The 26,068-nt window shown below is 34.9% G+C and carries 26 protein-coding genes, 1 other RNA gene and 2 pseudogenes; 25 read left to right on the top strand and 4 right to left on the bottom strand.

From position 1 onward, the window contains the following. The 6 genes from JCM14822_RS21180 to sigH form a co-directional block, all read left to right on the top strand. On the top strand, window positions 1-435 hold a 435-nt coding region (locus tag JCM14822_RS21180; protein ID WP_177326919.1), incomplete at its 5' end, for a hypothetical protein. Window positions 436-573: 138 nt separating this feature from the next. Further along, window positions 574-1,350 (top strand): hypothetical protein, encoded by a 777-nt coding sequence (locus tag JCM14822_RS14255; RefSeq protein WP_054743031.1) that lies wholly within the window; start codon window positions 574-576, stop codon window positions 1,348-1,350. 68 nt (window positions 1,351-1,418) lie between these two features. Continuing rightward, entirely contained in the window at window positions 1,419-4,085 is a 2,667-nt protein-coding gene (locus JCM14822_RS14250; protein ID WP_157047787.1) for a collagen binding domain-containing protein, read from the top strand. 209 nt (window positions 4,086-4,294) lie between these two features. Beyond that, window positions 4,295-4,612 (top strand): PadR family transcriptional regulator, encoded by a 318-nt coding sequence (locus JCM14822_RS14245; RefSeq protein WP_054743029.1) that lies wholly within the window; start codon window positions 4,295-4,297, stop codon window positions 4,610-4,612. Then, window positions 4,605-5,606 (top strand): HAAS signaling domain-containing protein, encoded by a 1,002-nt coding sequence (locus tag JCM14822_RS14240; protein ID WP_054743028.1) that lies wholly within the window; start codon window positions 4,605-4,607, stop codon window positions 5,604-5,606. Before JCM14822_RS14245 ends, JCM14822_RS14240 begins: the two co-directional genes overlap by 8 nt. Window positions 5,607-5,729: 123 nt before the next feature. Continuing rightward, entirely contained in the window at window positions 5,730-6,371 is a 642-nt protein-coding gene (gene sigH, locus JCM14822_RS14235; protein WP_054743027.1) for an RNA polymerase sporulation sigma factor SigH, read from the top strand. Between the two features lie 195 nt (window positions 6,372-6,566). Here the strand turns inward: sigH and JCM14822_RS14230 are convergent, their stop codons facing one another. Next, on the bottom strand, window positions 6,567-6,893 hold the full coding sequence (locus JCM14822_RS14230) for a hypothetical protein (protein ID WP_054743026.1): 327 nt from the start codon (window positions 6,891-6,893) through the stop codon (window positions 6,567-6,569). A gap of 44 nt (window positions 6,894-6,937) precedes the next feature. Then, complete coding sequence (locus tag JCM14822_RS14225) at window positions 6,938-7,132, bottom strand: hypothetical protein (protein WP_054743025.1); 195 nt, start codon at window positions 7,130-7,132, stop codon at window positions 6,938-6,940. A 284-nt stretch (window positions 7,133-7,416) separates the two neighbouring features. Here JCM14822_RS14225 and thrC point away from each other — a divergent pair, with 284 nt between their 5' ends. From thrC to JCM14822_RS14140, 18 genes and pseudogenes are all read left to right on the top strand, one after another. After that, window positions 7,417-8,895 carry a threonine synthase gene (gene thrC / locus JCM14822_RS14220; RefSeq protein ID WP_157047786.1) on the top strand — a complete coding sequence of 493 codons (1,479 nt, stop codon included), beginning with the start codon at window positions 7,417-7,419 and terminating at the stop codon, window positions 8,893-8,895. A gap of 269 nt (window positions 8,896-9,164) precedes the next feature. Beyond that, the gene (locus JCM14822_RS14215; RefSeq protein WP_054743023.1) at window positions 9,165-9,671 is read left to right on the top strand and encodes an SEC-C metal-binding domain-containing protein; all 507 of its coding nucleotides are present in this window, start codon (window positions 9,165-9,167) and stop codon (window positions 9,669-9,671) included. Between the two features lie 100 nt (window positions 9,672-9,771). Then, a complete protein-coding gene (locus JCM14822_RS14210) occupies window positions 9,772-9,975 on the top strand; it encodes a hypothetical protein (RefSeq protein WP_054743022.1) in 204 nt (67 codons plus the stop codon). Window positions 9,976-10,040: 65 nt separating this feature from the next. Next, the gene (locus tag JCM14822_RS14205; RefSeq protein ID WP_054743021.1) at window positions 10,041-10,298 is read left to right on the top strand and encodes a hypothetical protein; all 258 of its coding nucleotides are present in this window, start codon (window positions 10,041-10,043) and stop codon (window positions 10,296-10,298) included. A 73-nt stretch (window positions 10,299-10,371) separates the two neighbouring features. Further along, entirely contained in the window at window positions 10,372-10,752 is a 381-nt protein-coding gene (locus tag JCM14822_RS14200) for a hypothetical protein (protein ID WP_054743020.1), read from the top strand. A 274-nt stretch (window positions 10,753-11,026) separates the two neighbouring features. Continuing rightward, window positions 11,027-11,344, top strand: a complete 318-nt coding sequence (locus JCM14822_RS14195) for a hypothetical protein (RefSeq protein ID WP_054743019.1) — start codon at window positions 11,027-11,029, stop codon at window positions 11,342-11,344. Window positions 11,345-11,371: 27 nt separating this feature from the next. Continuing rightward, window positions 11,372-12,382, top strand: a complete 1,011-nt coding sequence (locus JCM14822_RS14190) for a V-type ATPase subunit (protein WP_083461476.1) — start codon at window positions 11,372-11,374, stop codon at window positions 12,380-12,382. Window positions 12,383-12,401: 19 nt separating this feature from the next. Continuing rightward, complete coding sequence (locus JCM14822_RS14185) at window positions 12,402-14,381, top strand: V-type ATP synthase subunit I (RefSeq protein ID WP_054743017.1); 1,980 nt, start codon at window positions 12,402-12,404, stop codon at window positions 14,379-14,381. A 44-nt stretch (window positions 14,382-14,425) separates the two neighbouring features. Next, window positions 14,426-14,860, top strand: coding sequence for an ATP synthase subunit C (locus JCM14822_RS14180; protein WP_054743016.1), 435 nt, complete (start codon window positions 14,426-14,428; stop codon window positions 14,858-14,860). A 21-nt stretch (window positions 14,861-14,881) separates the two neighbouring features. Then, window positions 14,882-15,189: pseudogene (locus JCM14822_RS14175) on the top strand (V-type ATP synthase subunit F). A gap of 21 nt (window positions 15,190-15,210) precedes the next feature. Next, the gene (locus JCM14822_RS14170) at window positions 15,211-15,852 is read left to right on the top strand and encodes a V-type ATP synthase subunit E (RefSeq protein WP_054743015.1); all 642 of its coding nucleotides are present in this window, start codon (window positions 15,211-15,213) and stop codon (window positions 15,850-15,852) included. Continuing rightward, window positions 15,845-17,609 (top strand): annotated as a pseudogene (locus JCM14822_RS24595) (V-type ATP synthase subunit A). Before JCM14822_RS14170 ends, JCM14822_RS24595 begins: the two are co-directional and overlap by 8 nt. A 16-nt stretch (window positions 17,610-17,625) precedes the next feature. Further along, window positions 17,626-19,008 (top strand): V-type ATP synthase subunit B, encoded by a 1,383-nt coding sequence (locus JCM14822_RS14160; protein WP_054743014.1) that lies wholly within the window; start codon window positions 17,626-17,628, stop codon window positions 19,006-19,008. 6 nt (window positions 19,009-19,014) lie between these two features. Next, a complete protein-coding gene (locus JCM14822_RS14155; RefSeq protein ID WP_054743013.1) occupies window positions 19,015-19,629 on the top strand; it encodes a V-type ATP synthase subunit D in 615 nt (204 codons plus the stop codon). Between the two features lie 190 nt (window positions 19,630-19,819). Beyond that, window positions 19,820-20,012: non-coding RNA, 6S RNA (gene ssrS, locus JCM14822_RS19480), on the top strand. A gap of 66 nt (window positions 20,013-20,078) precedes the next feature. Next, window positions 20,079-20,573 carry an HD domain-containing protein gene (locus JCM14822_RS14150; RefSeq protein WP_054743012.1) on the top strand — a complete coding sequence of 165 codons (495 nt, stop codon included), beginning with the start codon at window positions 20,079-20,081 and terminating at the stop codon, window positions 20,571-20,573. A gap of 91 nt (window positions 20,574-20,664) precedes the next feature. Further along, the gene (locus JCM14822_RS14145) at window positions 20,665-21,537 is read left to right on the top strand and encodes a putative manganese transporter (RefSeq protein WP_054743011.1); all 873 of its coding nucleotides are present in this window, start codon (window positions 20,665-20,667) and stop codon (window positions 21,535-21,537) included. A 23-nt stretch (window positions 21,538-21,560) separates the two neighbouring features. Next, window positions 21,561-21,974: a Fur family transcriptional regulator gene (locus JCM14822_RS14140; protein WP_054743010.1), complete on the top strand. Its 414-nt coding sequence runs from the start codon at window positions 21,561-21,563 to the stop codon at window positions 21,972-21,974. 69 nt (window positions 21,975-22,043) lie between these two features. Here the strand turns inward: JCM14822_RS14140 and JCM14822_RS14135 are convergent, their stop codons facing one another. Continuing rightward, window positions 22,044-22,718, bottom strand: coding sequence for an NAD(P)H-dependent oxidoreductase (locus JCM14822_RS14135; protein WP_054743009.1), 675 nt, complete (start codon window positions 22,716-22,718; stop codon window positions 22,044-22,046). Window positions 22,719-22,734: 16 nt separating this feature from the next. Further along, entirely contained in the window at window positions 22,735-23,289 is a 555-nt protein-coding gene (locus tag JCM14822_RS14130; protein ID WP_054743008.1) for a flavodoxin family protein, read from the bottom strand. 236 nt (window positions 23,290-23,525) lie between these two features. Here JCM14822_RS14130 and JCM14822_RS14125 point away from each other — a divergent pair, with 236 nt between their 5' ends. Beyond that, on the top strand, window positions 23,526-25,952 hold the full coding sequence (locus JCM14822_RS14125) for a SpoIID/LytB domain-containing protein (RefSeq protein WP_054743007.1): 2,427 nt from the start codon (window positions 23,526-23,528) through the stop codon (window positions 25,950-25,952). The last annotated feature ends 116 nt before the right edge of the window (window positions 25,953-26,068 follow it).

Genomic DNA, 26,068 nt, shown 5'->3' with positions numbered 1-26,068 from the left:
CCAAGCCCAAGCCCAAGTCCAAGCTCAAGTCCAAGTCCAAGTCCAAGCCCAAGTCCAAGCCCAAGCTCAAGTCCAAGCTCAAGTCCAGAAGCGAGTTTAACACCAGTGACAGACAATGAAGCGGCTAAGCTATCAGAAGAAGAGACTCAATTAGAAGAGCAAGCAAAACTAACTGCTGAGCTTGGAAATAATGATAAGATGAATAAAGAGGCTGTAAGTAATGAAGATGCTAATATGACTGAGAAAAGGCCAACCGCAGTAAGCGGAGATGATATGAATAGGCAAGAGCCAAATAGTAAGGCTGTATTAGCTGAATTAGAAGCACTTCCAGATTTAGGACAAAATAATGAAACAATTAGATTGATTATTTTATTAGGTGGTGCATTATTAATTAGTGGTGGCTTATTAGGTTATAGAAGGAAATCTTATAAATAGTGTAAGAGGTTATTGCAGAATAAATAAATCTTTGCAATAGCCTCTTATTTTTGTGCATGGTTTGGAGTGATAAAACCTATGTCATGTTAATATATTAGTTATAGAAAGCCAAATAAAAAGTAGAATGGGGGGAGCTATATGAGAAGTGATGCCAAGCCTCATTATAAATTGAGGTGGGTATATGTAGTTGTTTTGGCTATGGTAATAGGACTTCTATCAGGCATACGTTTAAAGGCTGAAACACCTCAGGAAATTTTAGTAGGAGGTATGAAGGTAGAATTTACAGAGATTTGTTTGGCTGAAATTGTTGATGGAGAAGAGGTAGATACCTGGCAGCCTATTTATAATGGGGAAACTAAGGAAGTACTTTATAAACTTAAACTGACACAATGTAAAAGGCTCAGTACAACTTCAGCTATAGAAGTGACGTTACCGGAAGAATTAAAGCTGATACATAATGAAGAGATTCCTTTGATGGTGAATATACCAGATATAGGCGTTAAGCAAGTTGGTAAATGTAGTTTTACCACACCTTCTGGTGTAGGCGTTATAACATTTAATGAAGTACTAAAAGACTATGAACGTGCTATTTTAGGATTTGCTATAGGGGTAAATATTAATGCAAAGAAGATACCAGGAGAAGAAGGAAAGAGAAGGATAAACTTTAAGATGGGGGAAGTGGAAAAAGGGTTAGATGTCAATTTCACTGGTGAAACGAAGCAAAGCCAAGAACAGGAAATACCACCAACGATTACTAAAACCCATGATAAGATTGATGAAGTTCAAGGTGAAATAAGATGGTGTATTCATGTAAGTGCCGGCAGTAAAACACTAAAGGATGTTGTTATTAAAGATACATTTTCAAATGAGCAGTTAATTTTTAAAGCTTTAGAAAAGATGGAGCAGCTTATATAGATTATGAAACGAACATAGAACATAATGAGGAGACCATAACGATTCATATTCCTGAGTTGGCAGCAAAAATGGAATGTGATTTTGTAATGATTACTGGGATTAAAAATGAGATATATGAAGTAGATCATTCGAAGGTTAATATTTCAAACATAGCTTCATTAAGAGACAAGGAAGGTAGTAAGCTTACAGAGCATGATGCAAAAGACTGGGTAGAGATAGAAGTTAACTGGATTTCTAAATCAAGCCAATATTGGGAGGAACTTAAAGACGGAGTTACGATTAGAAAGATTGACTGGACAGTTACAGTAAATAGTAATCAGCAGGACATGAGTGGGTATCTTTTAAGTGATTATTTTCCAGTAGGTTTGGAACTAGAAAAAAGAAGTATTAAGATAAATGATATACCAATTGATGAAATGAGTGATATAGGTACTATAAGTTATATAACTGAAGAAGGGAATAAGGCGTATTGGAAACAAGGGGAAAAGAAAAGCTTTCACTATAAAGGAGGCATAAAGTATCAATTTAAAGAATCCCTCATATTTGACAATGCCCATAAAGTTTATAAATTAACTTACACGACACGGATTACAGATAGCGTCCAAGACAGCATTAATAAAGGGGAATATTATAATCTGGCAGGAATAGGTAAAGGTGCAGGCGCAGGAACTGGTGAAAGGGTATTTTATGACTATAAGGGAGCAGGCATTAGAATAAGTGATGTAACTAAAAGGGCTCAAGGATATAATACAAGTAGTCATGAGATTATATGGCAGGTTGTAGCAAACCGCTATAATAATTCAGTTAAACAAATATGTATCCAAGATACATTGCCAGAGGGTGTTAAGTTAAATGAAACTACTGTTAAAGTCAATGATCAAGTGATTAATACTGAAGGAAAAGCAATTTCAGCTGATGGGGATATAATGGCAGCTTATAGTTATGACCAAGTAAATCAACAGATTATATGTAACATATATAGTCAGTCAGATAAGTTTTTTGATCAGTATTATACGTTGCAATTTGGTACTATAGTTATGGAAAAATCCGTATATGCCAATAACTTTGAACAAGGGAAAGATTATATTAACCATGTAAAGGTAGTTTATACAGATATAAATGATGTGTTATATACATCACCAGAAAAAACGGCCAGTATAAAGGTAACAGGACAGGTGTTGAGTAAACATATAGGAGATTACAATAGTCAAACAGGAGAAATGACATGGCTTATTGTAGTGAATCATAATAGGATAGCTATGGAGAATGTCATTATAAATGATACATTAGAAGAAGGGCAGCAATATGTAGAAGGAAAAGTAGTGGAGGGTGACTATTCAGCTAAGAGTCTGGAAGAAATTGAAGGAGCAGGAAATGCAATGCCGACTCTAGTGCCACAGGTAAAAGAAGGAGAAATAACTTATAACCTAGGTAATATTCATACGACTTATACAATCGTTTTGAAGACTAAGGTGGATAAGGCAAATGTATTTATTCCAAATAAAAAAGTAGTGCTTCACAATACGGTGAGTATAAATAGTCCTTCTATTTTTGAAGATGTTAAGCCAGTGGTAATAGAAAAAGAAATAAATAATGACTTTGTATTAAAAGCTGGTAAGCAAGTAGATACTAATATGCCATTAGAATGGTATTTACTTGTGAACCCTAATCAAGTGAGCCTTAAGAGTATTATAGTAAAAGATTGCTTAAGTGAAGAGCTGATGCCTAAGACGGAAAGTATAGAAGTATTTAGAGTAACTGCACTAACTAAGGAGATTAAAGGACTAACAATAGAGGATGTAGAAGGCTTAGATAAACAGAAAATTATTTTAGCAGAAGAACAGATTAATTATAATAAGACGAATCATACGATAAGTTTCGCATTAGGCGATATTACAGCATGTTATTTAATCAAATTTCAGGTTATAGTTACAGCAGATCAACCGGCTAAACAATATACTAATAAAGCTACTATTGAAGGAATAAAAGAAGAAAGCTGGAAGATGGATTCTAAAGAAATTGAAGTTAAGACACAATTCTCAAGGAGTTGGGGAAGAGTAGAATTACCAACAGGTACAATTGAAATTATGAAATTAGATGAAGAGAATCTCATGCCACTTAAAGGGGCAGAATTTAAATTAAATGATGGCATATGTAGTATGACAGTAGAAACCGATGATACAGGAAAAGCTATATTTAATGGTTTAACCTTAGGTAAAACTTATAAGCTATATGAGAGCAAAGCACCTGAAGGCTATAAGTTAAATGACAAAGTAGAGATGATTAAATTAGATAGTACGCAAATAGTTCAACTAGAATTTATAAATAAGAAAGAGCTACCAAGTGTAAATCCAAGCCCAGACGTAAATGGTGATAAGGAATATGAAAACAATGATGGCGGTAAAACTTATCCCATACCAGTTGAGGTAATAAAAAAGGATCAGGAACCTACAAATCCTAATTCATACCAAAAGCCTATAAAATCAGTGCCAGAGGATCAAAAGAATTATAAAGATTCTGATGTAGAGCGAAATAATCTTCAAGTGACTGATGATTTAAATGATAATAGGAAGAATCAAGCAGTAGAAAGTCTGGTAGAGCGTAAGGATATTTTAAATAATGAGGAAACATTACCTAAAACAGGTGGTATTACTGGAATAGACTTTACAATACTTTTGGGCAGTATAACGATGATGATGGGAGTAGTCGTGGATTATTATCGAAGAAAGAAATAGGAATAAATTTAAAAGACAACGATTAATTATTGAATAGGATTAATCGTTGTCTTTTTTGTGGGATAGATTTAAAATTATGAAAATTTAAACAATATATGTTGACTGATAATATTATACGCCATATAATATAAAAAGCAAAATAGTATGGTATCAAAGTAAACGAATCTAAAGACTAGGCATAATAATATTAAAAGACTGGAGGAAAATATATGGCATTTCAAATAGGCGGGAGTTTATTAGAAGCATGTGTGTTAGCTGTTTTAAGGGGAGAAGCAACATATGGTTATAGGCTAACTCAAGAAGTAAGAGAAGCAATAGATGTTTCGGAATCTACATTATATCCAGTGCTTAGAAGATTACAAAAAGAAGGCTACTTAGAGACTTTTGATGAGCCGTATCAAGGGAGAAATAGAAGATATTATCGTATTACACCAATTGGGGAAGCTAGAGTCAGCCAGCAAATAGAAGAATGGAAAACATATAAAGAGAGAGTAGATTATGTATTAGGAGGTAGTAAGGATGAATAAGTGGGAGTTTTTACAAAGACTTCGTGAGAGTCTTACACAGATGCCAGAGGAAGAAGTCAATGCAGCAATTAGATATTATGAAGAATACTTTGATGAAGCTGGGGAAGAAAATGAAGGACGTGTGGTCAAAGAATTGGGATCACCAGAACAAGTAGCTAAACAAATTTCAGCAGAAGGGGGCATTAAAGCGAATATTAAAGAAGATATCAAATATAGTACGCTAAGAAATAATCAAACAACAGTATGGGTTATTATTATTATTTTAAGTATATGTGTAATAGGTGCAGCATTTAAGAAGTATAGTAGCAATCGATTGGGAGTAGGAAATACAGTTACTATGAATGATGCCGATGCTACAGTAAATGGTAAGTATATAGATGTGGATACAGTAGTAGATGAATTTAATAAAATTGACTTAAACTTAGATATGATGGATGTTACAATTAAAACAGGTGATGCCTATAAGGTGCAGATACATTATTATTCAAATGATAAAATGACATATGGGGTGAATAATAAAGTATTAAAATGTGTACAGAAAAATGATAAGGAAGTAAAAAGTGCAAAGAATGAAATAACGATATATGTACCACAAGATAAAAATATTGATTTAATTGATATAGCCACAGGTATGGGTAGAAATACATTAATAGATATTAAAGCTACAGAAATTAATGTGAATAGTGGTATGGGAGATATAGATGTAGTAAATATTGATACAAATGAATTTACAGCGCAGTTAGGTATGGGAAATGCTAAAATAGATGGTACTATACTAGGTGATATCAATGTAGATAATGGCATGGGAAATGTAGAACTTAAGTTAGTGGGTAAAAAGACAGATTATAATTATGATATTGATGGTGGCTTTGGAAAAATTGTAGTAGGTGGTATGAAAGCTGCTAATATGGCGGACTACAAAGAAGACAATGGTGCAAATTATAAAATCAGTGTAGATGGTGGTATGGGAGATATTAAAGTTGATTTTAAATAGAAGAAAGCTGATTTTACAGAGGGCACGGGATTTAGGACTTCTCTTTTTAGAGTGTATATTGTATACTCTAAGTAGTATATATTAATAATCGTTATCGGTACTAATGAATAAGAGGAGGATGACATGCCTGTAGTAGAAACAAATTATAGTTTACAAGAATTAGAACAAATGACAGATGAAAATTTGATAGATGCCTATAGATTAAATGATAAACAAGCCATAGAGATTTTAGTACAACGTTATAAACAATTTGTACGTCATAAAATTAAAGCAAACTATTGTATAGGTGCAGATAAAGAAGATTTAATACAAGAAGGTATGATAGGTTTATTTAAAGCCATTAATGATTATAATCCAGATCGAGAGGCAAGTTTTAAATCTTTTGCTACTTTATGTGTTACGAGACAATTAAGCACTGCATTTAAGACCGTTACAAGACAAAAACATATGCCTCTTAATACAAGTATTTCTCTGAATTTACCTGTTAAGCCAGGAGAAGATGAAGATGAAGGCGTAACATTGATGGATGTTTTAAAAAGTAAAGAAGAATATTCACCAGAAGATGAAGTCATTCATCAAGAAGATTTACAAGTACTTAATGAGTATATTTCAAAGGCTTTAAGTGAAATGGAATTAAAAGTACTTAAACTCTATATTAGTGGTAAAAACTATCATGAAATAGCAAAGCAAATGGATAAACCCCCTAAAGCCATTGATAATGCATTGCAACGTATTAAGAAGAAGTTGGAGGGGGTTAGCAAATAGATATTGGGAGGTGTAGCTAAAGGACAGTACTCCCTCTTCTCTCTAGACACCCTAGTTGCTATTTGGCTAACACTTAGGGGAGAGAAGTGAAAGTAGTTTGTTTGATAATGAGAGTAATGAATTTATTTATAGATAGAAGGTAATATAGAAAGGTGTTGCAATGAGATTGCAACACCTTTCTTGTTATTTTGAATATTAATAGTAGCAACGTGGTAATACGTCTTCGATATTGTTGATGCGGTTTAAGTTAAAGTATACGATTTTGTGTGTACATGGGTTAACAGTTTTAATGAAGCAGTCACCTATACTAACGATTACAACACACATTCTGCAACTATGTGTGTAGATCATAACTCTTTGATTGGTAAGTCTGCAAGCAACTTCTCTAAGGCTATTTGCACAGTTATAGTCGTTATTATTGATATTTGGGCAAGAAATACCATTGCATCCACCACGACGTTCGCAGCAATCATTATCAAAAGAACGTGTTAAGAACGCTCCGTTATTTTTACAACAACTCATATTAAGTCCTCCTTATTTTGAATAAAATATTATCCTAAGAACGATTAGCATTGAGGTAAGCATTCTTCGATATAGTCAATACGATCGAAATTAAAGTATCTAATATTTCCACAGCCAAGTTCGATAGCTCTTAAATAGCAAGGGCAAATTTGAACAACGATAACACAATAACAACAGCCATCAGAGTGAATAATAGTTTTTTGATTTACAAGACAAGCTAAGTCATGTTGATATCCCATATAAATACCTCCTAAGTTATAAATGCACTAATTCATATAGAGAAGCGGTAGGTCCGCATTGTTTTCTCTTAGTATAAGGTATGAAAACTTTGGAATATATGTTACAAAGAAGGATAAAAAATACATAATAACTGTTTTTGCAAAATTTAATATTATGAATTTTATTTAATAATATTTTGCAATTTATTATTAAAATGTTATAATCTCTATATATAGTAACAAGGAAGCTATAAAATCAGCTGTTCCTTAAACATAAAAATGGATATATTAGAAGGGAGATTTACATGTTTTACACTAGTACACGCAAACAACTTGAAGAAATCACAGCAACAAAAGCAATTTTACAAGGTATTTCAGAAGATGGAGGATTATTCGTTCCTAAAACTTTACCAACAATGGACTTTAAATTAAAAGAGATGCTTGATTGGAATTATCAAGAAATCGCTTATCGTATAATCAGATTATTCTTTGAAGATATGAAAGAAGAAGATCTTAGATATTGTACAACACATGCATATGATGTAAAATTTGATAGCGATGAAATAGTACCACTTGCTTCTATAAAGCATGCAAATTTCTTAGAACTTTTCCATGGTCCAACAATTGCGTTTAAAGATATGGCACTTTCAATCTTACCTTACTTCATGTTAGTAAGTAAAAAATACAATAACGAAAAAGATGATATTGTTATTTTAACAGCTACATCAGGGGATACAGGAAAAGCTGCACTTGAAGGATTCAGCGGTGTAGAAGGAACAAAAATTATCGTATTCTTCCCAGAAGATGGTGTAAGCGATATCCAAAAGCAACAAATGGTAACTACTGTAGGGGATAATACATTTGTTGTAGGTGTAAAAGGAAACTTTGACGATTGTCAAACAGGTGTAAAAGAAATCTTTGGGGATGTAGATTTTAAAAAAGAACTTGCAGATAAAAATTACAAATTCTCTTCTGCAAACTCTATCAATATCGGAAGACTTGTACCACAAGTAGCTTACTATTTTGCAGCTTATGCTAAAATGGTTAAAGCAGGCAAATTAGAACTTGGAAAAGAAATGAACGTTGTTGTACCAACAGGTAACTTTGGAAATATCTTGGCAGCATACTATGCTAAAAACATGGGACTTCCTATTAAAAAATTAGTATGTGCTTCTAATACAAATAAAGTATTATTCGATTTCTTAGAAACAGGAACATATGATAGAAATCGTGAATTCCACTTAACAAGTTCACCATCTATGGATATTTTAATTTCTAGTAACCTTGAACGTTTACTTTACCATGTAAGTGGAGAAAATACAGAAAAAGTATGTGAACTGATGAAAGAACTCAAAGAAAAAGGTGTTTACAGCGTAACAGATGAAATGCGCAAAAACATGGCAGACTTCTATGGTGGATATGCAGATGATGCTATGACTAAAGAAGTAATCAAAAAAGTATATGATGAAGAAGGATATCTCATGGATACACATACAGCAGTAGCTTATAGTGTATATGAAAAATATGTAGCAGATACAAAAGATGAAACGCCTACAGTAATCGTATCTACAGCTAGCCCATACAAATTCACAAGCAGTGTTATGACAGCAGTTTCAGATAAATATGAAGGCATTGATGACTTTACATTATTAGAAGAAATGAAAAAACTTGAAAATGGTTATATGCCAAAAGCAATGGATGGTATTGCAAACCGCGAAATCAAACACAAAAATGTTTGCGAAGTAAGTGAAATGCCACAAATGGTTAGAAATTTTTTAGTTTAAAATGATTTATTTTTACATCTTGCTTAAATGGATGTGATTTTTGGATAAGATGTAAAATAGGGAGTAGTAAAAGTGGCAGAAGTAATGTATAATGTATATGCTAAATAAATATTAGAAGCATATAGGTGTCTTTCTAAAATATTAATGAGAGAAGTACTTTTGCCACATATAATATAATACCAGGGGTGTTATGGCGATTTGTCGGCACTTATACAAAAGCTAGAGTTTTTGATAAGGCATGTACTTATAGTCAGAAAAGGAGAATACAAATGACATTATTTGAACTTTGGAACAACTATGGCGAAGAAGCTAAAGACAGATCAGTAGAAGAATACAAAAAAGTAGTAGAAAATTACTTAGGTAGAGAAAGAGATGTATACAACTACTTACTTTCAAATACAGAAGAAGTAGTAGAAGGTACAATTGCTGAGCTTGGTAAACGTTTCAATATGAATGAAGTAGAATTCTTAGGATTCGTAGATGGTATCAATACAAGCTTAGTAAACGGTGAATATGACTTAACAGATTTCACAGGTGAAAGCGTAGTAAGACTTGAATTCGACCTTAAAAAATTATACTGGAACATGTTAGACGCTAAAGCTGAATGGCTTTATGGTTTACCACAATGGGAAACATTATTAACAGCAGAAGAGAGAGCTGAAGTTAAAAGATCATACAACCAAAGTAAAACAATCGTTAAAGCTAAAAAAATTGGCCGTAACGAACCATGTCCATGTGGAAGTGGTAAAAAATACAAACAATGTTGTGGAAGATAGCTGCTCGTATGAGCAGTTATTTTTTAATAGAGAGTAGGAGCTGATTATAATCTTGTTTTTACGAGTTTATAAGTAGAAAAATAAGAAGGGAAGTGGAAAAATGGACATTAAATGGTCTTATTATTTAATTGCCCTAATTTATGTATTAGTCCTTGTGCTTAGATGTATTAACATGCAAAAAGCCGCTCAATTTAAAAAAGAACATGGTACATTATTAAAGTTCTTTACTATTAAAAAAGACTTCTTTACAACTGTGGCGATTATTTGTAGTATCGTTGCTATTGGTATTAATGGTGCAGCTTAATTGGTGGTAAATCACTTAATGTAAATAGCATTATCATTACATTATTAGTAATTGGCTTTACAATAGTGAATAGTTTTACATCTATTTTACTTGATGAAGAAGAAAGCACTGTGCTTTTCTATGGTTATACTATAGGAGAAGGTGAAGTGGAAGCTCTTAAAATAAAAGAAAAAAATAATCGTACGATTTATGATATTACTTTTACAAAAGAAGTAGATAGCTATAATTATGCAAAGCTCATTGTCTATGGTAATGAGAGAGCAAAATTAAGAGAAGCTTTTAATAGCTTCGTAAAAAAGAAACAACACACAATGCTTAGATAAAAGCGTGTGTTGTTTCTTTTTTTAGTTTTTTAAATCCAGATATCATAAGCGTTAACAGAATATCACCGAAGAAGTGATTGCTGAAAAATGTGCTGTTATTCAAAATGGTGTATCCTTAAGTAAACAAGCTATTTCTAAAAGACTCAATGAATGTATACCTTTTTTACAAGAACTATTGAAACAAGCTTTTTCTTTATTCTATGTGAATGCTTTAGAAAATCATCAATCATTATTACTCAACTATTTTTCAGATGTGAAACTTTTAGATGCAATAACTATTTCATTACCAAATCAAGTTGCAGATGATTATACTGGTATGGGTGGTCGCAATGCAAAATCGGCTTTAAAAATGCAAACACTTTATAGTGTGGTTTATCATTTAAAGCTAATTTCTCAGTTGCAGTACATATGTGTAGGTTATTCTATCATGGAAAAGCAACAGCACCTGATTTAGAAGCCATAATTGCAAAAAACCTTATTCTTAATGACATTGAGCATAATGCTATGGCCTTTTTTTTGTATGAAGACTAAATTAAAAAATAAAGTGGTAACAAATAGACAGGAATATGAATAGTATATAGTTGTGTGGAAAACGCATGGGGAGGAAAAATAAATAAAATAAAGATAAAATACTGTATTTATAAAAAATATTTAATTTTTGGAAGAATAGTGATAGAATGAGTGTGTAAACTGATAGAGTTTATAATGAGAGGAAAAGAGGTATTGTTATGGAAGATATTATTAAACAAATTGTCCAAATTGATTCTGTAGCGCTCAACACCAAAAAATTAAACGAAGAAAATCTAAGACTTAAGAGGGAGCAGTATGAGAAAGAAATAAGTGATTATAAGGATGAAATCCTTACAAACGCTTATAAAAGGGCAGATGAATTGTATGAACAAATCGTAAGCAGTGGTGCACAACAGCACAGTTTGGAGGAAGAAAAGTGCAGGAAGATTGCATTAGTTGTTGAAAATCATTACTTACAAATTGAAGAAGCCTTACTTAGAAATACTTTTAATGAACTTTTTGGAGTGGAGGGATAATATGAACCTTTCGCATCCTATCGGGCCATTAACACGAAACTTAGTGCGAAACGCCGTACTTTTCTTTCGGATAAAGAGTGGGAGAGAGCAGCGGAGTTTAAAACAGTGCCTCAAATGATAGAGTTTCTAAAGAAAAGAGAAGGTTATAATGAAGCTTTTTCAAAGTATAAGCTAGAAGAATTTCGTCGTGGGGATTTAGAAATCTTACTTCAACGTTATATGGCAAATCAACTTGAATCTATATTACATTATTATTCAGGAAGTTATAAAGAATTTTTTAAGACCTTTTTAATGGAGTATGAAATTAATGATTTACAGCTCATATTACGTGTTATTGCTAGGGATGAGGGCAAAGAAGGAATTGAAAAGTCATTTATACACTCTGAGCATTATGCACAGTGTCATTACCAAAAGCTTATAAGTAGCAAAAATGTGGCTCAATTCATAGAAAACTTAAAAGGTACAAGTTACTATGATGTGCTCAAAACAATGGTGCAAGAAGATGTACATAAAAGAGAATTTCATATGGAAATGAAACTGTATATATTACTGTATAAAACACTTATGGAGAAAGCTAATCAGTTAGAAGCACCAGATCAAGATGTGGCGAAGAAAATGATAGGTACTAAAGCAGACCTTATTAATATTCAATGGATTTTTAGAGCAACTAAGTATTATGCCATTAGTCCAGAGGAAATGTTAATTTACAGTTTGCCTTATAGCAATCGTTTAACTTATCAGAAGTTGAAGACACTTTCTTATAGTAAAAATCTAGAGGAACTTAAGAAACAAGCAGAAAAGTATATATCTTATCCCTTATTTGGACAGTCATCAGATGAATTCTTAGATCGTAATATTGATAAATATCTTTACGACTATGTGATGCGCTATCCAAAGCAGGGAGAAGATATTGCACAAACTCTTGCATATATTTACGCATTAGAGGTAGAAATCAAGGATTTAACATCATTAACAGAAGGCATAAGATATACTTTGCCAGAAATTGAGCTAAGTAAGTATTTAGTTCATACCTTATAATGAGCGGAGGAAGCTACACATGGCTATTGAAAAGATGAAACTCTTAAATCTAGTCGGTTCGCTAGAGGAAGAAAATGCAATACTACAAGAGCTTGTTCTTTGTGAAAATGTTCACCTAAATTTAGAACATAGTGATGCATATGATAATAGTTACATTATGCATGAATATGAAGCCATGATGCCTAGTGGCACAGTCATCAGGAAGGAGGAGAATTATTCAGAAATCCAAAGTAAACTTAGTGAAATAATGAGCCAAGTGGATAAAATGAGTAATGATCTAGGACTTCAAATAAGAGTTGCTAAGGCGGGGATTAAGGCTTATACCAAAGAGCAGGCTATCAGTGATTTAAAAATGCTTCAAGAGAAAATAGGACCTAGTCTTGAGGCGATTAATGAAAAAAGGGAGAAACTTAAGGAGCTTAAGGCACTAGATCAAAAACTGAGTTATATTACTGAGAATATTGATTTTAGTGAGCTTAATAAGCTGAGTTACTTTAAATATGAGATAGGGACACTTTCAAGAGACAATCGTGTACATATTCGAAAAAACTATGAGAATATCAGTGCTTTAATATTTGAGATTGGGGAAATTGAGGCATCTAGTGAAGATATATATATTATCTTTTATTTATCAGAGTTTAATGATGAGACCCAGCGTATCCTTAAATCTTTAAATTGGAGTAAGCTAGATATTAAAATCGAGCTAAAAGGTGATGTCAGTAAAACTAGAACAGACATAGCATCTAAAGTGAGTGTCTTAATTAAACAAATTGAACGTCTTGAAAAAGATATCATAGAAAATAAAGATGAGGCTATTGAAATCTTAGATAAGGTTTATACAAGAACTCAATTAGAAATTAAAATCTGCACTTTAAAAGAACAAATCTTTAGAGGAAATAATGTATTTGTTTTAAGTGCTTGGATTAGAGAAAGAGATTATGACTACTTAGAAGAACGCATTGCCAGTATTACAGATAAATATGTGATGCTGCAAAAAAATCCAAAGGAACTCGGTCAGCAGATGATGCCACCTACAGAGCTTCGCAATAACTGGTTCTTTAAACCTTTTGAAATGATTGTGAAGTTATATGGTTTACCAACTTACAATGAAATTGATCCGACGCCGTTTTTGGCAATTACATTTTGTCTTATGTTTGGCATTATGTTTGGGGACGTAGGACAAGGGGGCGTCTATTTCTTAGTAGGTGTTTTACTTGCTAATAAAATGCCAGTACCAGCTGGGGTACTTAAGCGATTAGGCGGTACTTCTATGGTATTTGGTTTAGTTTATGGTAGTATATTTGGTTTAGAGGATATTCCTGTGATTAAAGATATTGCTTTAGTACATGGGGGCCCACTGAATACCACCAATATTATGCCAATCTTACTTGCTGGCGTAGCCTTTGGTGTGGCAGTACTCACAGTATCTTTCGGCATTGGCATTATTAATTGCCTAAGAAGAAGGGATATTGAAGGGGCTTTATTTGGTAAGAATGGTGTAGCTGGTTATTTATTCTTTATGGGCTTTATTTGCACAGCTTTATGCATTGTGAAAGCTATTGCTGTATCTGTGATTGTCCCTATAATGGTAATGATTTTAATGATGGCAATGATGGTACTTAAGGAGCCACTTGCCCACTTAGTAGAAGGAGAAAAGCCACTTATAAAAGGGGAGAGAAGTGCGTACTTTGTAGAAAGTGGTTTTGAAGGCTTTGAAACTTTATTATCTACACTGAGTAATTCTATTTCTTTCATCCGTGTAGGTGCCTTCGCACTGAACCATGCAGGACTTTTCTTAGCCTTCTCAGTAATGGCAGGACTTGTACCTTATCTATGGGCTAAAATTTTAATTATTATTTTAGGAAATGTCCTAATTTTAACCCTTGAGGGCTTAGTTGTATTTATCCAAGGTTTAAGACTTCAGTATTATGAAATGTTTAGTAAATATTTCGGTGGAGACGGCATTGCTTATGCTCCACTTAAAATAGAAGAAAAGTAAAAAATAAAAGAATACATTTAAGAAATCAGAGAGGATGAAATAAAATGATGCAATTAACAATTTTATTAGCCACAGTAGTAGCAATTGGAACAATTCTTTATGGTGTGAAGTTAACAAAGTCTCAAAAGAAAACAGGGAATATAAGAAATATGATGCTTACTTCAGTAGGCTTATTTAGTGCAATGGTGGTAGGCTTTATCGTTTGTGGTACAGGGAATTTGATGGCAGCAGAAACTGCAGCAGAAGCTACTGGAGCAGCACTTTCTTTTGGTGATGGTTTAAAATATGTAGCAGCAGCACTTAGTACTGGTCTTGCAACAATGGGTACAGGACGCGCTGTAGGTTCAGTTGGTGCTTCAGCTATCGGCGCTGTATCAGAGGATTCTACAATCTTAGGTAAAACATTAATTTTCGTAGGTATGGCTGAAGGTATCGCTATTTACGGTATGATTATTTCTATTCTTATTCTTTTCATCTAATAGAGGAAGAAGGGAGCAGCTATGAAGTCATTTTTATTAAGTGATAACCATGATACTTGGGTAGGAATGAGGCTTGCCGGCATTGATGGAGTCATTCTGCATGAGCGAGAAGAAGTATTAGAAACCTTCAAAGCAGCTACCAAGAACCTGATATAGGGATTATCTTACTCACAGAAAAAATAGTAGACATGGTGCAGGACGAAGTGATAGACTATAAAATTAAAAATAAGAAACCATTAATTATAGAAATTCCGGATAGACATGGGACAACAAGAGGGACTGATGTAATTACAAATTATATCAGGGAGTCTGTGGGCATCCGTATATAGAGCAGATAGAGGTGAATGTATATGGTTACAATCGAACAGAAATTAACCTTATTTTCAAAGCTCTTAAGTCAAGAACTTAAAGAAGAAGTCAGCCAAAAAACGATGGAACTTGAAAAAGAGTATGAGGGGAAGATTGCTGAGAGTAAATACAAGATTGACAGACAGGTAGCAGACATCATTGATAATGCAAGAAAAAGGGCAGAAGCTAAGAAGATTGAGCTGATTAGTAAAGGAAAGATGAGCAGCAAAAAAGAAATAATGCTTACTACAGAAAAAGTAGTTGTACGTTTCATAGAAGCGTTAATAGATAGGGCAAGAAAATTCGTAGATAAGCCTGTTTATGAAACGTATTTAAGACATACAGTGGATCAGTTAGACGAACTTAGAGATTATACCAATCCGCTTGTGATTTATATGCAACAGAAAGATATAACAAAATATAGAGGCTTTATAGAAGAAGAACTTATTAAAATAGGGGTTCAAAAGGAACAATTACAATTTGAAGAAGCAGAAAGTGATATTATTGGCGGACTTATTATAGCGGACCCTACCCTTAATATGAAAATTGATATGAGTATGAGAAGTGTCATTGAAGAATCCAAAGATCGTATTGTGGAAATCGTAACAGGTGCATTAGGAGAGGTGGGTGAAGGTGATGAATAATTGTGGAATCGTACAACTCATTAATGGACCTGTTGTCAAAGGAAGTGGCATGGCAAACTTTAAGGTTAATGAAATGGTAACGGTAGGAGATAGACAGCTTATCGGGGAAGTCGTTTCATTAGATGGAGACATTGCCACAGTACAAGTATATGAAGAAACAGAAGGACTTAAAGCCGGCGAACAAATCATCTCTACAGGGGCACCGCTTTCATTAACATTAGGGCCTGGGATGCTCAGTAATATGTTTGATGGGATTCAAAGACCACTTAAAAAGATTCAAGCCCTTTCCGCTGACTTCATTCCAGAAGGCATCGGCCTTTTAAGCTTAGATGAAGACAAAGAATGGGAAGTTGAAATGCTCGTGAAAGAAGGAGACTTCTTAGCTGGCGGCTTTGCTTATGGTCAGGTTCAAGAAACCCAAAGTATATTGCATAAGCTTTTAGTACCTCCTTATATCAAAGGAGACATTGTAGAAGTGAAACCAAATGGCAAGTATCGTATCAATGATACGGTAGCCGTTATTGAAACGCCAAGTGGGGCAAGGGTGAATTTAACCCTTGTCCAAAAATGGCCAGTTAGAAAGCCTCGTCCTATTTCTGAACGTATCCCTATTTATAAACCACTTGTCACAGGACAACGTGTTATCGATACTTTCTTCCCTATTGCAAAAGGAGGAACAGTAGGACTTCCAGGTGGATTCGGAACAGGTAAAACGGTTACCCAGCATCAACTGGCGAAATGGAGTGATGCGGATATTATCGTTTACATTGGATGTGGAGAACGTGGTAATGAGATGACGAACGTACTTGAAGAGTTCCCAGCTCTCATTGACCCACGTACGAATAGACCTTTGATGGAGCGAACAATCCTTATTGCCAATACATCTAATATGCCAGTTGCTGCTCGTGAAGCTAGCATTTATACAGGTATCACTATGGCTGAGTACTTTAGAGATATGGGCTATGATGTAGCATCATGGCAGACTCTACCTCTAGATGGGCGGAAGCTTACGTGAAATCTCAGGAAGACTGGAAGAAATGCCAGCAGAAGAAGGGTATCCAGCGTATTTACCATCTAGACTAGCACAGTTTTATGAAAGAGCAGGCTGCGTGCATACATTAGGTGGAGATGAAGCTTCTGTTACAATCATTGGAGCCGTTTCACCAGCCGGCGGAGACTTCTCAGAACCCGTTACGGAAAATACGAAACGTTTCGTAAGTGCTTTCTTAGCACTAGATAAGAAATTAGCTTATGCAAGACACTATCCATCTATTAACTACCTCACAAGTTATAGTAGTTACGTAGCACTCCTTAGTGAGTGGTACAGGGAAAATGTAGCACCAGATATGTTGGCCCTTCGTGGTAAGATGGTGAGACTCTTACAAGAAGAAGAGAAGCTCAATGAAATTGTACAATTAGTTGGTGAAGATGTATTACCTAATGATCAGTGTCTTGTACTTGAGATTGCAAGAACCATTAAAAAAGGTTTCTTACAGCAAAATGCCCTTCATCAAAATGATACATATGTATCTTTAGAGAAACAATATAAGATGTTACATGTTATAGATGATTTATATGAAAATGCTCTAAAATGCGTGAAGATGGGTATTCCTATTTCCACGATTCGTAAGGAGCCTGTTTTTGAAGATGTTATTAAGATGAAATATGATGTACCAAATGACAACATTGAAATGCTGGATGATTTACGCACCAAGATTGTTAATGACTATAAAGCACTCATGGAAAAATATCAATAAAGGAAGGAAGCGAAAAATGAGAAAAGAATACTTAAAACTTGATAAAGTAGAAGGACCCCTCATTGTTCTTTCCAATATTGAGGGTGTAGCCTATGATGAAATTGTTAATATCAAATTAAATAATGGTGAAATGCGAAAAGGAAAGGTTATTAAGGTAGATGGCAAAAGCGTAGTTGTTCAAGTTTTCGAAGGTACTGCAGGGATTTCTACCAATAATGCGGCTGTTAAATTCACAGGGGAACCTCTTAAACTGCCACTTTCAAAAGAAATATTAGGACGCTGTTTCAATGGGATTGGAGAGCCAGTAGATGGGGCTTATCAAATCATTTCAAAAGATAAGTACAATGTAAATGGTAGGCCAATCAATCCAGTAGCCCGCCGTTATCCTAGAAACTTTATTCAAACAGGTATTTCAGCTATTGATGCACTGATGACACTCATTCGTGGACAGAAGCTACCAATCTTCTCTGGAAATGGTATTGCCCACAATGAATTAGCTGTACAAATCGTTAAACAAGCCAAAATCGAAGGGGCTAATGCAGATAACTTCGCTGTAGTATTTGGGGCAATGGGTGTGCGACATGATGATGCCGCTTATTTCACCAGAAGCTTCGAAGCAGCAGGGGTTCTCGATCATGTTGTCATGTATCTGAACTTAGCGGATGACCCGATTACAGAGAGAATCTCTACCCCTCGTTGCGCCTTAACTGCAGCAGAATACTTAGCTTTTGAGCAAAATATGCATGTCCTCGTTGTACTTACAGATATGACCAGTTATTCAGAAGCCTTACGTGAAATGTCTTCAACAAGAGGGGAAGTACCTTCTCGTAAAGGTTATCCAGGATATCTCTATAGTGACTTATCTACTATTTATGAACGTGCAGGCATGCTAGAAGGCAAAGAAGGATCTATTACACTGATTCCGATTTTAACCATGCCAAATGATGATATTACTCACCCAATTCCTGACCTTACCGGTTTCATTACAGAGGGACAAATCGTTTTAAACCGTGAACTTAATCAAAAGGGGATTTATCCACCAATTGATGTCCTCCCATCTCTTTCGCGTCTGATGAAAGATGGTATCGGTGAAGGCTATACAAGAGCGGACCATGCAGACTTATCCAACCAAATCTTCTCATCTTATTCCCATGTACAGGACGTTAGATCATTGGCACAAATCATAGGAGAAGATGACTTAGGAGACGTAGATAAGCTTTACTTACAATTTGGCCGCGCCTTTGAAGAAAACTTCGTAGCACAAGGAGCTACTGAAAATAGAAGCATGTTTGAAACATTAGAGCTTGGCTGGAAAATCTTATCCATCTTACCAAAATCAGAATTAGACCGTTTAGATCCAGCACTCATTGCAAGGCACTATAAAGAGAAAAAGGACTGATGAATTATGGCTGTTCTTATTGCACCAACCAAATCCAACCTGATTAAAGCCAAGTCTTCATTAGAACTTTCTAATAAAGGCTTCGAGCTTTTGGATAAGAAAAGAAATGTTTTAATCAAAGAGATGATGAACCTGGTAGAACGCGCCAAGACCATACAAGACAGCATTTATACCACTATACAAGAAGCCTATGAGTATCTGCAACAAGTGAATGTGAGTATGGGGATTCAAAATGTAGAAAACCTAGCTAAGAGTATTCCAAAGGATGAAGAATTTGAGATTCTCTTAAAAAGCGTAATGGGCGTAGATATTCCCACTATCAAATATGATAAGAAAGAAATCAACCCAAGCTATGGTTTTCACAATAGCACTTTAGTCTTGGATGCAGCAGCAGAGAAATTCCGTACAGTGCGTTATATGATGTATGAGCTAGCCGAAATAGATAACTGTATCTTTAAACTAGCAAAAGAAATTCAAAAAACACAAAAACGTACCAATGCTTTGCAGCACATCCAAATTCCTAAATACAAAGAGCAAGTCAAATATATTCAAGAAGCGTTAGAAGAAAAAGAACGTGAAGATTTCTTTAGACTTAAGCGTGTAAAGGGAAAAAATAGTTAAAAACAATAAAGCCAGATATGCTTATTTAATTTTATTTGTATATAATAGTCACATTTTTACTTCGAATTGCATAAGATGTAACATATATTGGAAACAAAAGTTTAAAAATACGCTTGCAAAAAAAGTAGAAAATGATATAATAAAAGCAAGTTAAGAGAGCGGCAAGTTAATAAATACTTGCGTCGTAGGAGATAACCTGGGGTGTACGACAACCTGTTATTTTGAACCTACAAATTGTGTACGGGAGTCTGATTTCCCATGCGTGCTATGCTAGGCCGCAAGCTAATTCCCTTTGGGCAGCGGAAAGCAAAATGCGCAGGAAGGACACCCACCTAGATTAGTCTAGGGCGTCAAAATTGCAGGACCGGCATTTTGGGAATCCTTTTAAAAGCATCAACTTCTAAAGTTGGTGCTTTTTTATATACATAGAAGAGGTTAGGGGGAGTTGCATGTATTATCGTGTGGAGCAATTTATATCAGCAATTACAGCTAAGATGACAAAAGAAGACACTGATTATGTAAAGGGGCTTTTAAATGAGAAAGAGCAGGAGTTATTTTTTAAGCTTAAGGTTTATGAACAAGTACATTGCTTAAGAGTAGCAAGAAATATGGACGCAGAAAGTGGCGTCTTCAATATAAAAGAAAGATGGGAGCTGAGCCGAATTGCTTTGCTTCATGATATTGGTAAAATCAAATATCCTTTAAATCCTATAGAAAAAAGTATCATTGTTGTGTTAAATAAGCTGACAAAGGGAAAAATAAGAAAGCTAACAAAACTAAAAATGGTGAAATGCTATTATACCCATGCCCAAGAGGGAGCAGCGTTATTAGCTGAAATTGGCACTTATAATGAAGATTTTTTAGAAGCTATTCGCACTCATCATGATGTGGATATTACAAGTGAAAAAATGAACTTACTTCAAAAATGTGATAACGCCGCTTAAAAATATCTTGTATGCCCTTGCAAATCATTTGCAATAAGTATATAATGGAATGCAGATGCAAATGATTTGCAAAGGGAGGAAAACAGCAACAATGGATCTTGTAATAGATATAGTAATGGATGCAGTATTAGACAGTTTAAAAATTGTACCATTTTTATTCTTAGTCTATTTACTCATTAATTACTTAGAGCAAAATAAAAATAATCATACAGTTTATAGCAATTTAATTGGTAAAAAAGGCGTAGGACCTATTATTGGGAGTTTGATCGGATGTTTACCACAGTGTGGCTTCTCAGTAGTGGGTGCGAATTTATATAGTAAACGTTTAGTAAGCTTAGGAACTTTAATGGCCATCTTCATTTCTACGTCAGATGAAGCCATTCCTATTTTATTAGCTAATCCAGGCATGTTAAAACAAGTAGGATTAGTTCTTGCATTAAAAGTTGTTTTAGCTATTATCATTGGTGTAGCATTAGACTTCATCTTTGGACGTAAAGAAGCTGAAGCAAAAAGTGATGTTATGGAAAGTGCAGTGAAACATGCACAATGCAATGATGACTGTTGCAGTAGCCATAAAGAAAGCATTTGGAAGAGTACACTTATACATACTTTCAAAGTTTTTATGTATATATTAGTGATTAACCTTGTACTTAATGGTATAATTGAATTCATAGGCGAAGATACATTAGGAAAAATCTTATTAACGAATAGTGTATGGCAACCAGCACTTGCAGCATTAGTTGGACTTATTCCAAACTGTGCGGCATCTATTGTTTTGACAGAAATGTATGTAGCAGGCAGCTTAAGCTTTGGGGCATTAATCGCAGGCTTAAGTACAGGCGCAGGTATCGGTTTAGTGGTTTTATTTAAAGCGAATAAAGATTTAAAAGAAAACTTAAAAATCGTAGGCCTTTTATATGCATTAGGAACAGTAGCAGGGATGCTTATACAACTCGTGATCTAAGTTAGTGAAAAGAGGGGGTTAAAATGGACGAAGATATTTTGGTGCATTTAGGGATCAAAGTAACAAAGCAACGTAAAATTGTCATGGCTATTTTAGAGGAGGCAACACAGCCACTTACAGCTGATGAAATTTACGAAAAAGTAGAAGATAAGGACACCATTAATTATTCAACTGTTTATAGAACCCTTAGTACCTTAAGTGAAAAAGGTGCTGTAAGCAAAGCGGGAGAGCCCGGGGGCAAAATGTACTTTCAGCTCAAACAGCATCATCACGAACATGAATTAGAATGTGTAGAATGCCATAAGCATATTACAATTGAACAATGTCCATTAGAAGCATTTAGTCGTATACTAGGTAAAGAAACAGGATTTGTGATTACAGAACATAATCTGCAAATCAAAGGAATTTGCCCAGACTGTGCAAAAAGACATAAATAATTAAGAAGGTGCATTTAGTATCATACTAGATGCACCTTTTTTGTGTCTAACCTTTGATTCATTTAATGATTAATCTTCTGCATAAGGTTTGTGATAAAACTGGTCCTCGGTTAGGTCAGAAGAATCGTACCAGAGTTTGTGAATACTATCCATAAAAGCTGGAAAAGGAAGATCTGGAGTAATCAGAAGTTTTTTATCAGGTGTAGGAATAGGGGATTGCTCCTTGATGGCAGAAATTAAAAGTTCGGCGCCTTTAATAATAGGGCCATGCATTGGATGTTCTAGAGGGGTAGAACTAGCTAGGAGACTGCCGCTACCTACACCTAAGCCACCAGACCAAATAAAGCCTATGTGATTTGAAAAATGCTTTAACACATCAAGCGCAATGGTATTTTGATAGCCACCCATGAAGCCACAGTTGATAAAGGCATAAAGTCTAATAGGATGAGTGATTTCATGAGGATGGGATTTGATATAGCATTCAAACTGCTCAAGATAGTCTAAAACGCAAGAAGGTAAATCATCAATATAAAGGGGAGACATAATGACAAGGGTATCTGCTTGCACAGCTTGTTTGAAATGATCTTCAAAGCAATGGGTATGATAGAGCTTGTCTATATTAGCACAAGTAATAGAAGTGTAGGTAGCTGTAAGTTTTTCGGTGAAGTACTGAATCATTTTATGAGAACAACTCTTTTCAGCAGGACGTGGGCTGCCATTGATAAAGAAAAGTGAACGAGACATTAAAAGGCTCCTTTCATTATTGGATTTGTTTTTCAATCGTATTTAAGATGAAGGCAATGTCATGAGGCTGAGTGCAAAAGAAGACCATAGGGTCATCTAGGCCAAAGTTAGTGGCATTTGCTTTAGTAAGCTTTAGAAAAGTTTCTTGCTCTTCAGGTGGGATTGATTCATTATAAGCAATAACGATTTGTTTGGCAGTGTGTTCATAGCGAAGTTGATGATGCATTTCGTTTTTGTATATTCTAAAGAACGGTAAAATGTTTGGAATCATACGGTCTAGAACACGTTTGGTAGCAGCACTATAAGAGCCATAACGAATATGAGAGACAAGAATCACATAGTCGCTTTGAATAAAACTTGGAGTGGATTGGTCGATAAGATCATTTTGAATCACACATTTACCAGGTGTTTTAAGCCAACAGCCAAAACAACCGAGACAAGTATGAACCTGGTCTTTATTAATTTCTAATAAAGTAAAATCAGGAGAAGTAAAATGGTTAACGAGAGCTTCATTAATAAACTGAGATAAAGGTGAATCATTTTGCGCTTCATAAATAATGGTAGTATGCATAAGATAGACTCCTTTCGATAGAATATAATTTTATTATATTTTAATTTTCTAAAAAATTAAATAATTAATCAAAATGTATTATAATTAGGATGAAGCTATATGGAATAATAGGTAAAATTTGTAAAATAAGTATTATAGTAAGAGAAGAAGCGGTATGATGAGGTAAAAATTTTCATAGCATGTTTTAAGAATAGAAGGCATAGGATATAGGAGAGTACTTATGAGGAGGGATGTACATGTTTATTAAGCAGATTAAGGAAGAAGAGAAAAAGCCTGAACTGCCTATTAAGCAGGAAAGGACGTTATTTGGACAAGATAGATTATTAAATGAAGGAATAGAATCAAAGGAAAAGCCTAAGTTAGGTAAAAGACAGCAACGAAGAGCCAAGGAGAAGAAAGAAAAGAAGCGTAAATCTTGGCAGACCATAGGAGGTGTAGCTGCATTAATTATCTTTTGGTATGTGGTAGTAGGACAGGCTATTTTACCAAGCGGGGACATGCATTTATTAAAGAAAGAAACACAAGAAGTAAAAATGATAGATTATGAAGTCCCTTGTACACAAGCTTATGCCGCCAAAATTATTGATTTAACATTAGCAAAAGATAAACTGTCAGAAGGAAAAAGTGCTTTATGGTATGAGAAATATTATAAGGTATTAGAAGATGATTTAGGGGTTAATACTTTAAGTTTAGAAAATGCCCTAACACCTATTACATATGGACAAGTTGAGGAGATTTTAAAAACTATATTCAAAGATCAAAGTGAAGTGAACTTAGGAGTTAATAGTGCTGAGCGTGGAAAGGATATTTCCATTAATGAATTTATGGCAGTTTATAAGAAAGTACTAGAAAGTGCAGGAAAAACATTAGAGGGAGAAGAAAGAGACATTGTGATTTTAGCTACACCAGCGGATAATGTAGGACTAAGTGCTTGGCAACTTGCTTCAGCTGGAGGAATTTATCATTTTGAAGGATTAATATTAGAGCCCTTAAAGGGAAAAACAGTACGTGTCTTAGTACAGGGGAATGAAATATTAAACGTAGAAGGTATCTTAAGTGAGAAGAGTGTCATTAAAACATGTACACTAGAAGTTGTAGATGATAAAAATATTACAGTTGAAGTCAATAAGATTCATTTAACTTATGCCAATAAAGGCATTAAGGCATCTAACTTAGGAAAGAGCGGAGCTCTGACACTTTCAGGAGATACAGCCATTGCCTTTGAACAACGAGTAGGAGAAGTGGGCAATGAAAAAGTGCCAGATTCCAAAGTAGCTAGTGGGGAGAAACAATCCGTACAAAAAGAAAAAGGTAATAAGGATAAAAATGAGCCAGTGCAATTGGCAAGAAGCAATGTAGCAGTCCGCGTCCTTCTTTCAGATGGAGGAGAATATCATCAAGTTAGCGTGAAGCTTAAAGGAAATGGAGCTTATAAAGTCACTTATAATGGAGAAACAAGTCAATTAGCAGCAGATACTTATTGGAAAGATAGTGAAATGAAATGGGTAGATGGGGCAAAAACAGTTCGCTTCGAGCCTGTGGATGAAAAAAGTGGTTTAACCGTTTATACCATTACAAAGACAGCTGGGAATCCAACTTATAAAGGGGCTTTAGAAGTGAGAAAAGAAGGAGACCATTTCATCTTAATTAATGAAGTCAATATGGAAGACTATGTGGCAGGGGTTATCCCAAGTGAAATGCCAACATCCTATGATATAGAAGCCTTGAAAGTACAAGCTATAGCTGCTAGAACTTATGCCTATGCAGCCATGCAAGGAGATAAATTCACAGACTATGGGGCACAAATTGACGATACCACAGCCTCACAAGTTTATAATAATACAGGCTTGGATGATAGAGCTTATAAAGCCGCGGCCCTCACCGCAGGACAAGTGTTAGAAAATCAAGAAGGTCAGCCAATTAGCAGCAAATTCTTTTCCACCTCTTGTGGTTATACAGCGAACTACGGTGAGGTATGGGCTAGCGAAAGTTTCCCAGGCTACACCCCAGAATATTTGGTTTCAGAAAAACAATACGAAGGCAAAGACGTGGTTAAAGATATGCAAATCGAAGAAAACGCACAGAAATTCTTTAAGATGACCGCCAAAGACTTAAAGGCTTACGATGAAGATTCCCCATGGTTTAGATGGAAAGTGACATTAACACCAAAAGAAATAACAGCCCTTATGAAACCAGCCATTGCTAAGATTAGCCAAAGCTCACCAAACCTCGTGAAAGTCAAAAATAAATCAGGTGAATGGGAAAGTCGGGTTGTCGAAAACATCGGCACTATTCAAAAACTCAGTGTCCTAGGCAGAGGCGAAGGCGGCAATATCCTAGCCCTCCAAGTCACTGGCGAAAACGCTACAGTTAAAGTTAACACAGAATACCTCATAAGATCACTGTTTGCCAGCAATAACAATCAATCCCTCAAAGTCATCAGAAGTGACGGTAGCTCCTCAGGCAGCATGAGTTTACTCCCAAGCGCCTTCTTCGCTATAGACACCAATAAAGATGGCAGTTTCACCCTCTACGGCGGCGGCTTCGGCCACGGCGTCGGCATGAGCCAAGAAGGCGCCAACGGCATGGCAGAAATGGGGAAAGATTATAAGGAGATTATTGAACACTATTATCCTAGTTTAGAGATTGCTTCTATAGGGTAGAAGATTTGTTAAATGACAAAGAGGTGTGCAATTATAAAGAAGCAGTATCAACTATTAAAAGTTGGTATTGCTTTTTTGTTGCCTTCAAAATTAGATAGATATTCATAAGTGCTAAC

It is taken from the genome of Cellulosilyticum ruminicola JCM 14822, from assembly GCF_001311925.1.
Taxonomy (GTDB): domain Bacteria; phylum Bacillota; class Clostridia; order Lachnospirales; family Cellulosilyticaceae; genus Cellulosilyticum; species Cellulosilyticum ruminicola.
This window is presented reverse-complemented; position numbering and strand designations above follow the sequence as displayed.

Bases quoted from the DNA above. Each gene is read 5' to 3' on its own strand.
- JCM14822_RS14255 (WP_054743031.1), top strand. From the start codon at position 574: ATGAGAAGTGATGCCAAGCCTCATTATAAATTGAGGTGGGTATATGTA.
- JCM14822_RS14250 (WP_157047787.1), top strand. From the start codon at position 1,419: ATGGAATGTGATTTTGTAATGATTACTGGGATTAAAAATGAGATATAT.
- JCM14822_RS14245 (WP_054743029.1), top strand. From the start codon at position 4,295: ATGGCATTTCAAATAGGCGGGAGTTTATTAGAAGCATGTGTGTTAGCT.
- JCM14822_RS14240 (WP_054743028.1), top strand. From the start codon at position 4,605: ATGAATAAGTGGGAGTTTTTACAAAGACTTCGTGAGAGTCTTACACAG.
- sigH (WP_054743027.1), top strand. From the start codon at position 5,730: ATGCCTGTAGTAGAAACAAATTATAGTTTACAAGAATTAGAACAAATG.
- JCM14822_RS14230 (WP_054743026.1), bottom strand. From the start codon at position 6,893: ATGAGTTGTTGTAAAAATAACGGAGCGTTCTTAACACGTTCTTTTGAT.
- JCM14822_RS14225 (WP_054743025.1), bottom strand. From the start codon at position 7,132: ATGGGATATCAACATGACTTAGCTTGTCTTGTAAATCAAAAAACTATT.
- thrC (WP_157047786.1), top strand. From the start codon at position 7,417: ATGTTTTACACTAGTACACGCAAACAACTTGAAGAAATCACAGCAACA.
- JCM14822_RS14215 (WP_054743023.1), top strand. From the start codon at position 9,165: ATGACATTATTTGAACTTTGGAACAACTATGGCGAAGAAGCTAAAGAC.
- JCM14822_RS14210 (WP_054743022.1), top strand. From the start codon at position 9,772: ATGGACATTAAATGGTCTTATTATTTAATTGCCCTAATTTATGTATTA.
- JCM14822_RS14195 (WP_054743019.1), top strand. From the start codon at position 11,027: ATGGAAGATATTATTAAACAAATTGTCCAAATTGATTCTGTAGCGCTC.
- JCM14822_RS14185 (WP_054743017.1), top strand. From the start codon at position 12,402: ATGGCTATTGAAAAGATGAAACTCTTAAATCTAGTCGGTTCGCTAGAG.
- JCM14822_RS14180 (WP_054743016.1), top strand. From the start codon at position 14,426: ATGATGCAATTAACAATTTTATTAGCCACAGTAGTAGCAATTGGAACA.
- JCM14822_RS14170 (WP_054743015.1), top strand. From the start codon at position 15,211: ATGGTTACAATCGAACAGAAATTAACCTTATTTTCAAAGCTCTTAAGT.
- JCM14822_RS14160 (WP_054743014.1), top strand. From the start codon at position 17,626: ATGAGAAAAGAATACTTAAAACTTGATAAAGTAGAAGGACCCCTCATT.
- JCM14822_RS14155 (WP_054743013.1), top strand. From the start codon at position 19,015: ATGGCTGTTCTTATTGCACCAACCAAATCCAACCTGATTAAAGCCAAG.
- JCM14822_RS14150 (WP_054743012.1), top strand. From the start codon at position 20,079: ATGTATTATCGTGTGGAGCAATTTATATCAGCAATTACAGCTAAGATG.
- JCM14822_RS14145 (WP_054743011.1), top strand. From the start codon at position 20,665: ATGGATCTTGTAATAGATATAGTAATGGATGCAGTATTAGACAGTTTA.
- JCM14822_RS14140 (WP_054743010.1), top strand. From the start codon at position 21,561: ATGGACGAAGATATTTTGGTGCATTTAGGGATCAAAGTAACAAAGCAA.
- JCM14822_RS14135 (WP_054743009.1), bottom strand. From the start codon at position 22,718: ATGTCTCGTTCACTTTTCTTTATCAATGGCAGCCCACGTCCTGCTGAA.
- JCM14822_RS14130 (WP_054743008.1), bottom strand. From the start codon at position 23,289: ATGCATACTACCATTATTTATGAAGCGCAAAATGATTCACCTTTATCT.
- JCM14822_RS14125 (WP_054743007.1), top strand. From the start codon at position 23,526: ATGTTTATTAAGCAGATTAAGGAAGAAGAGAAAAAGCCTGAACTGCCT.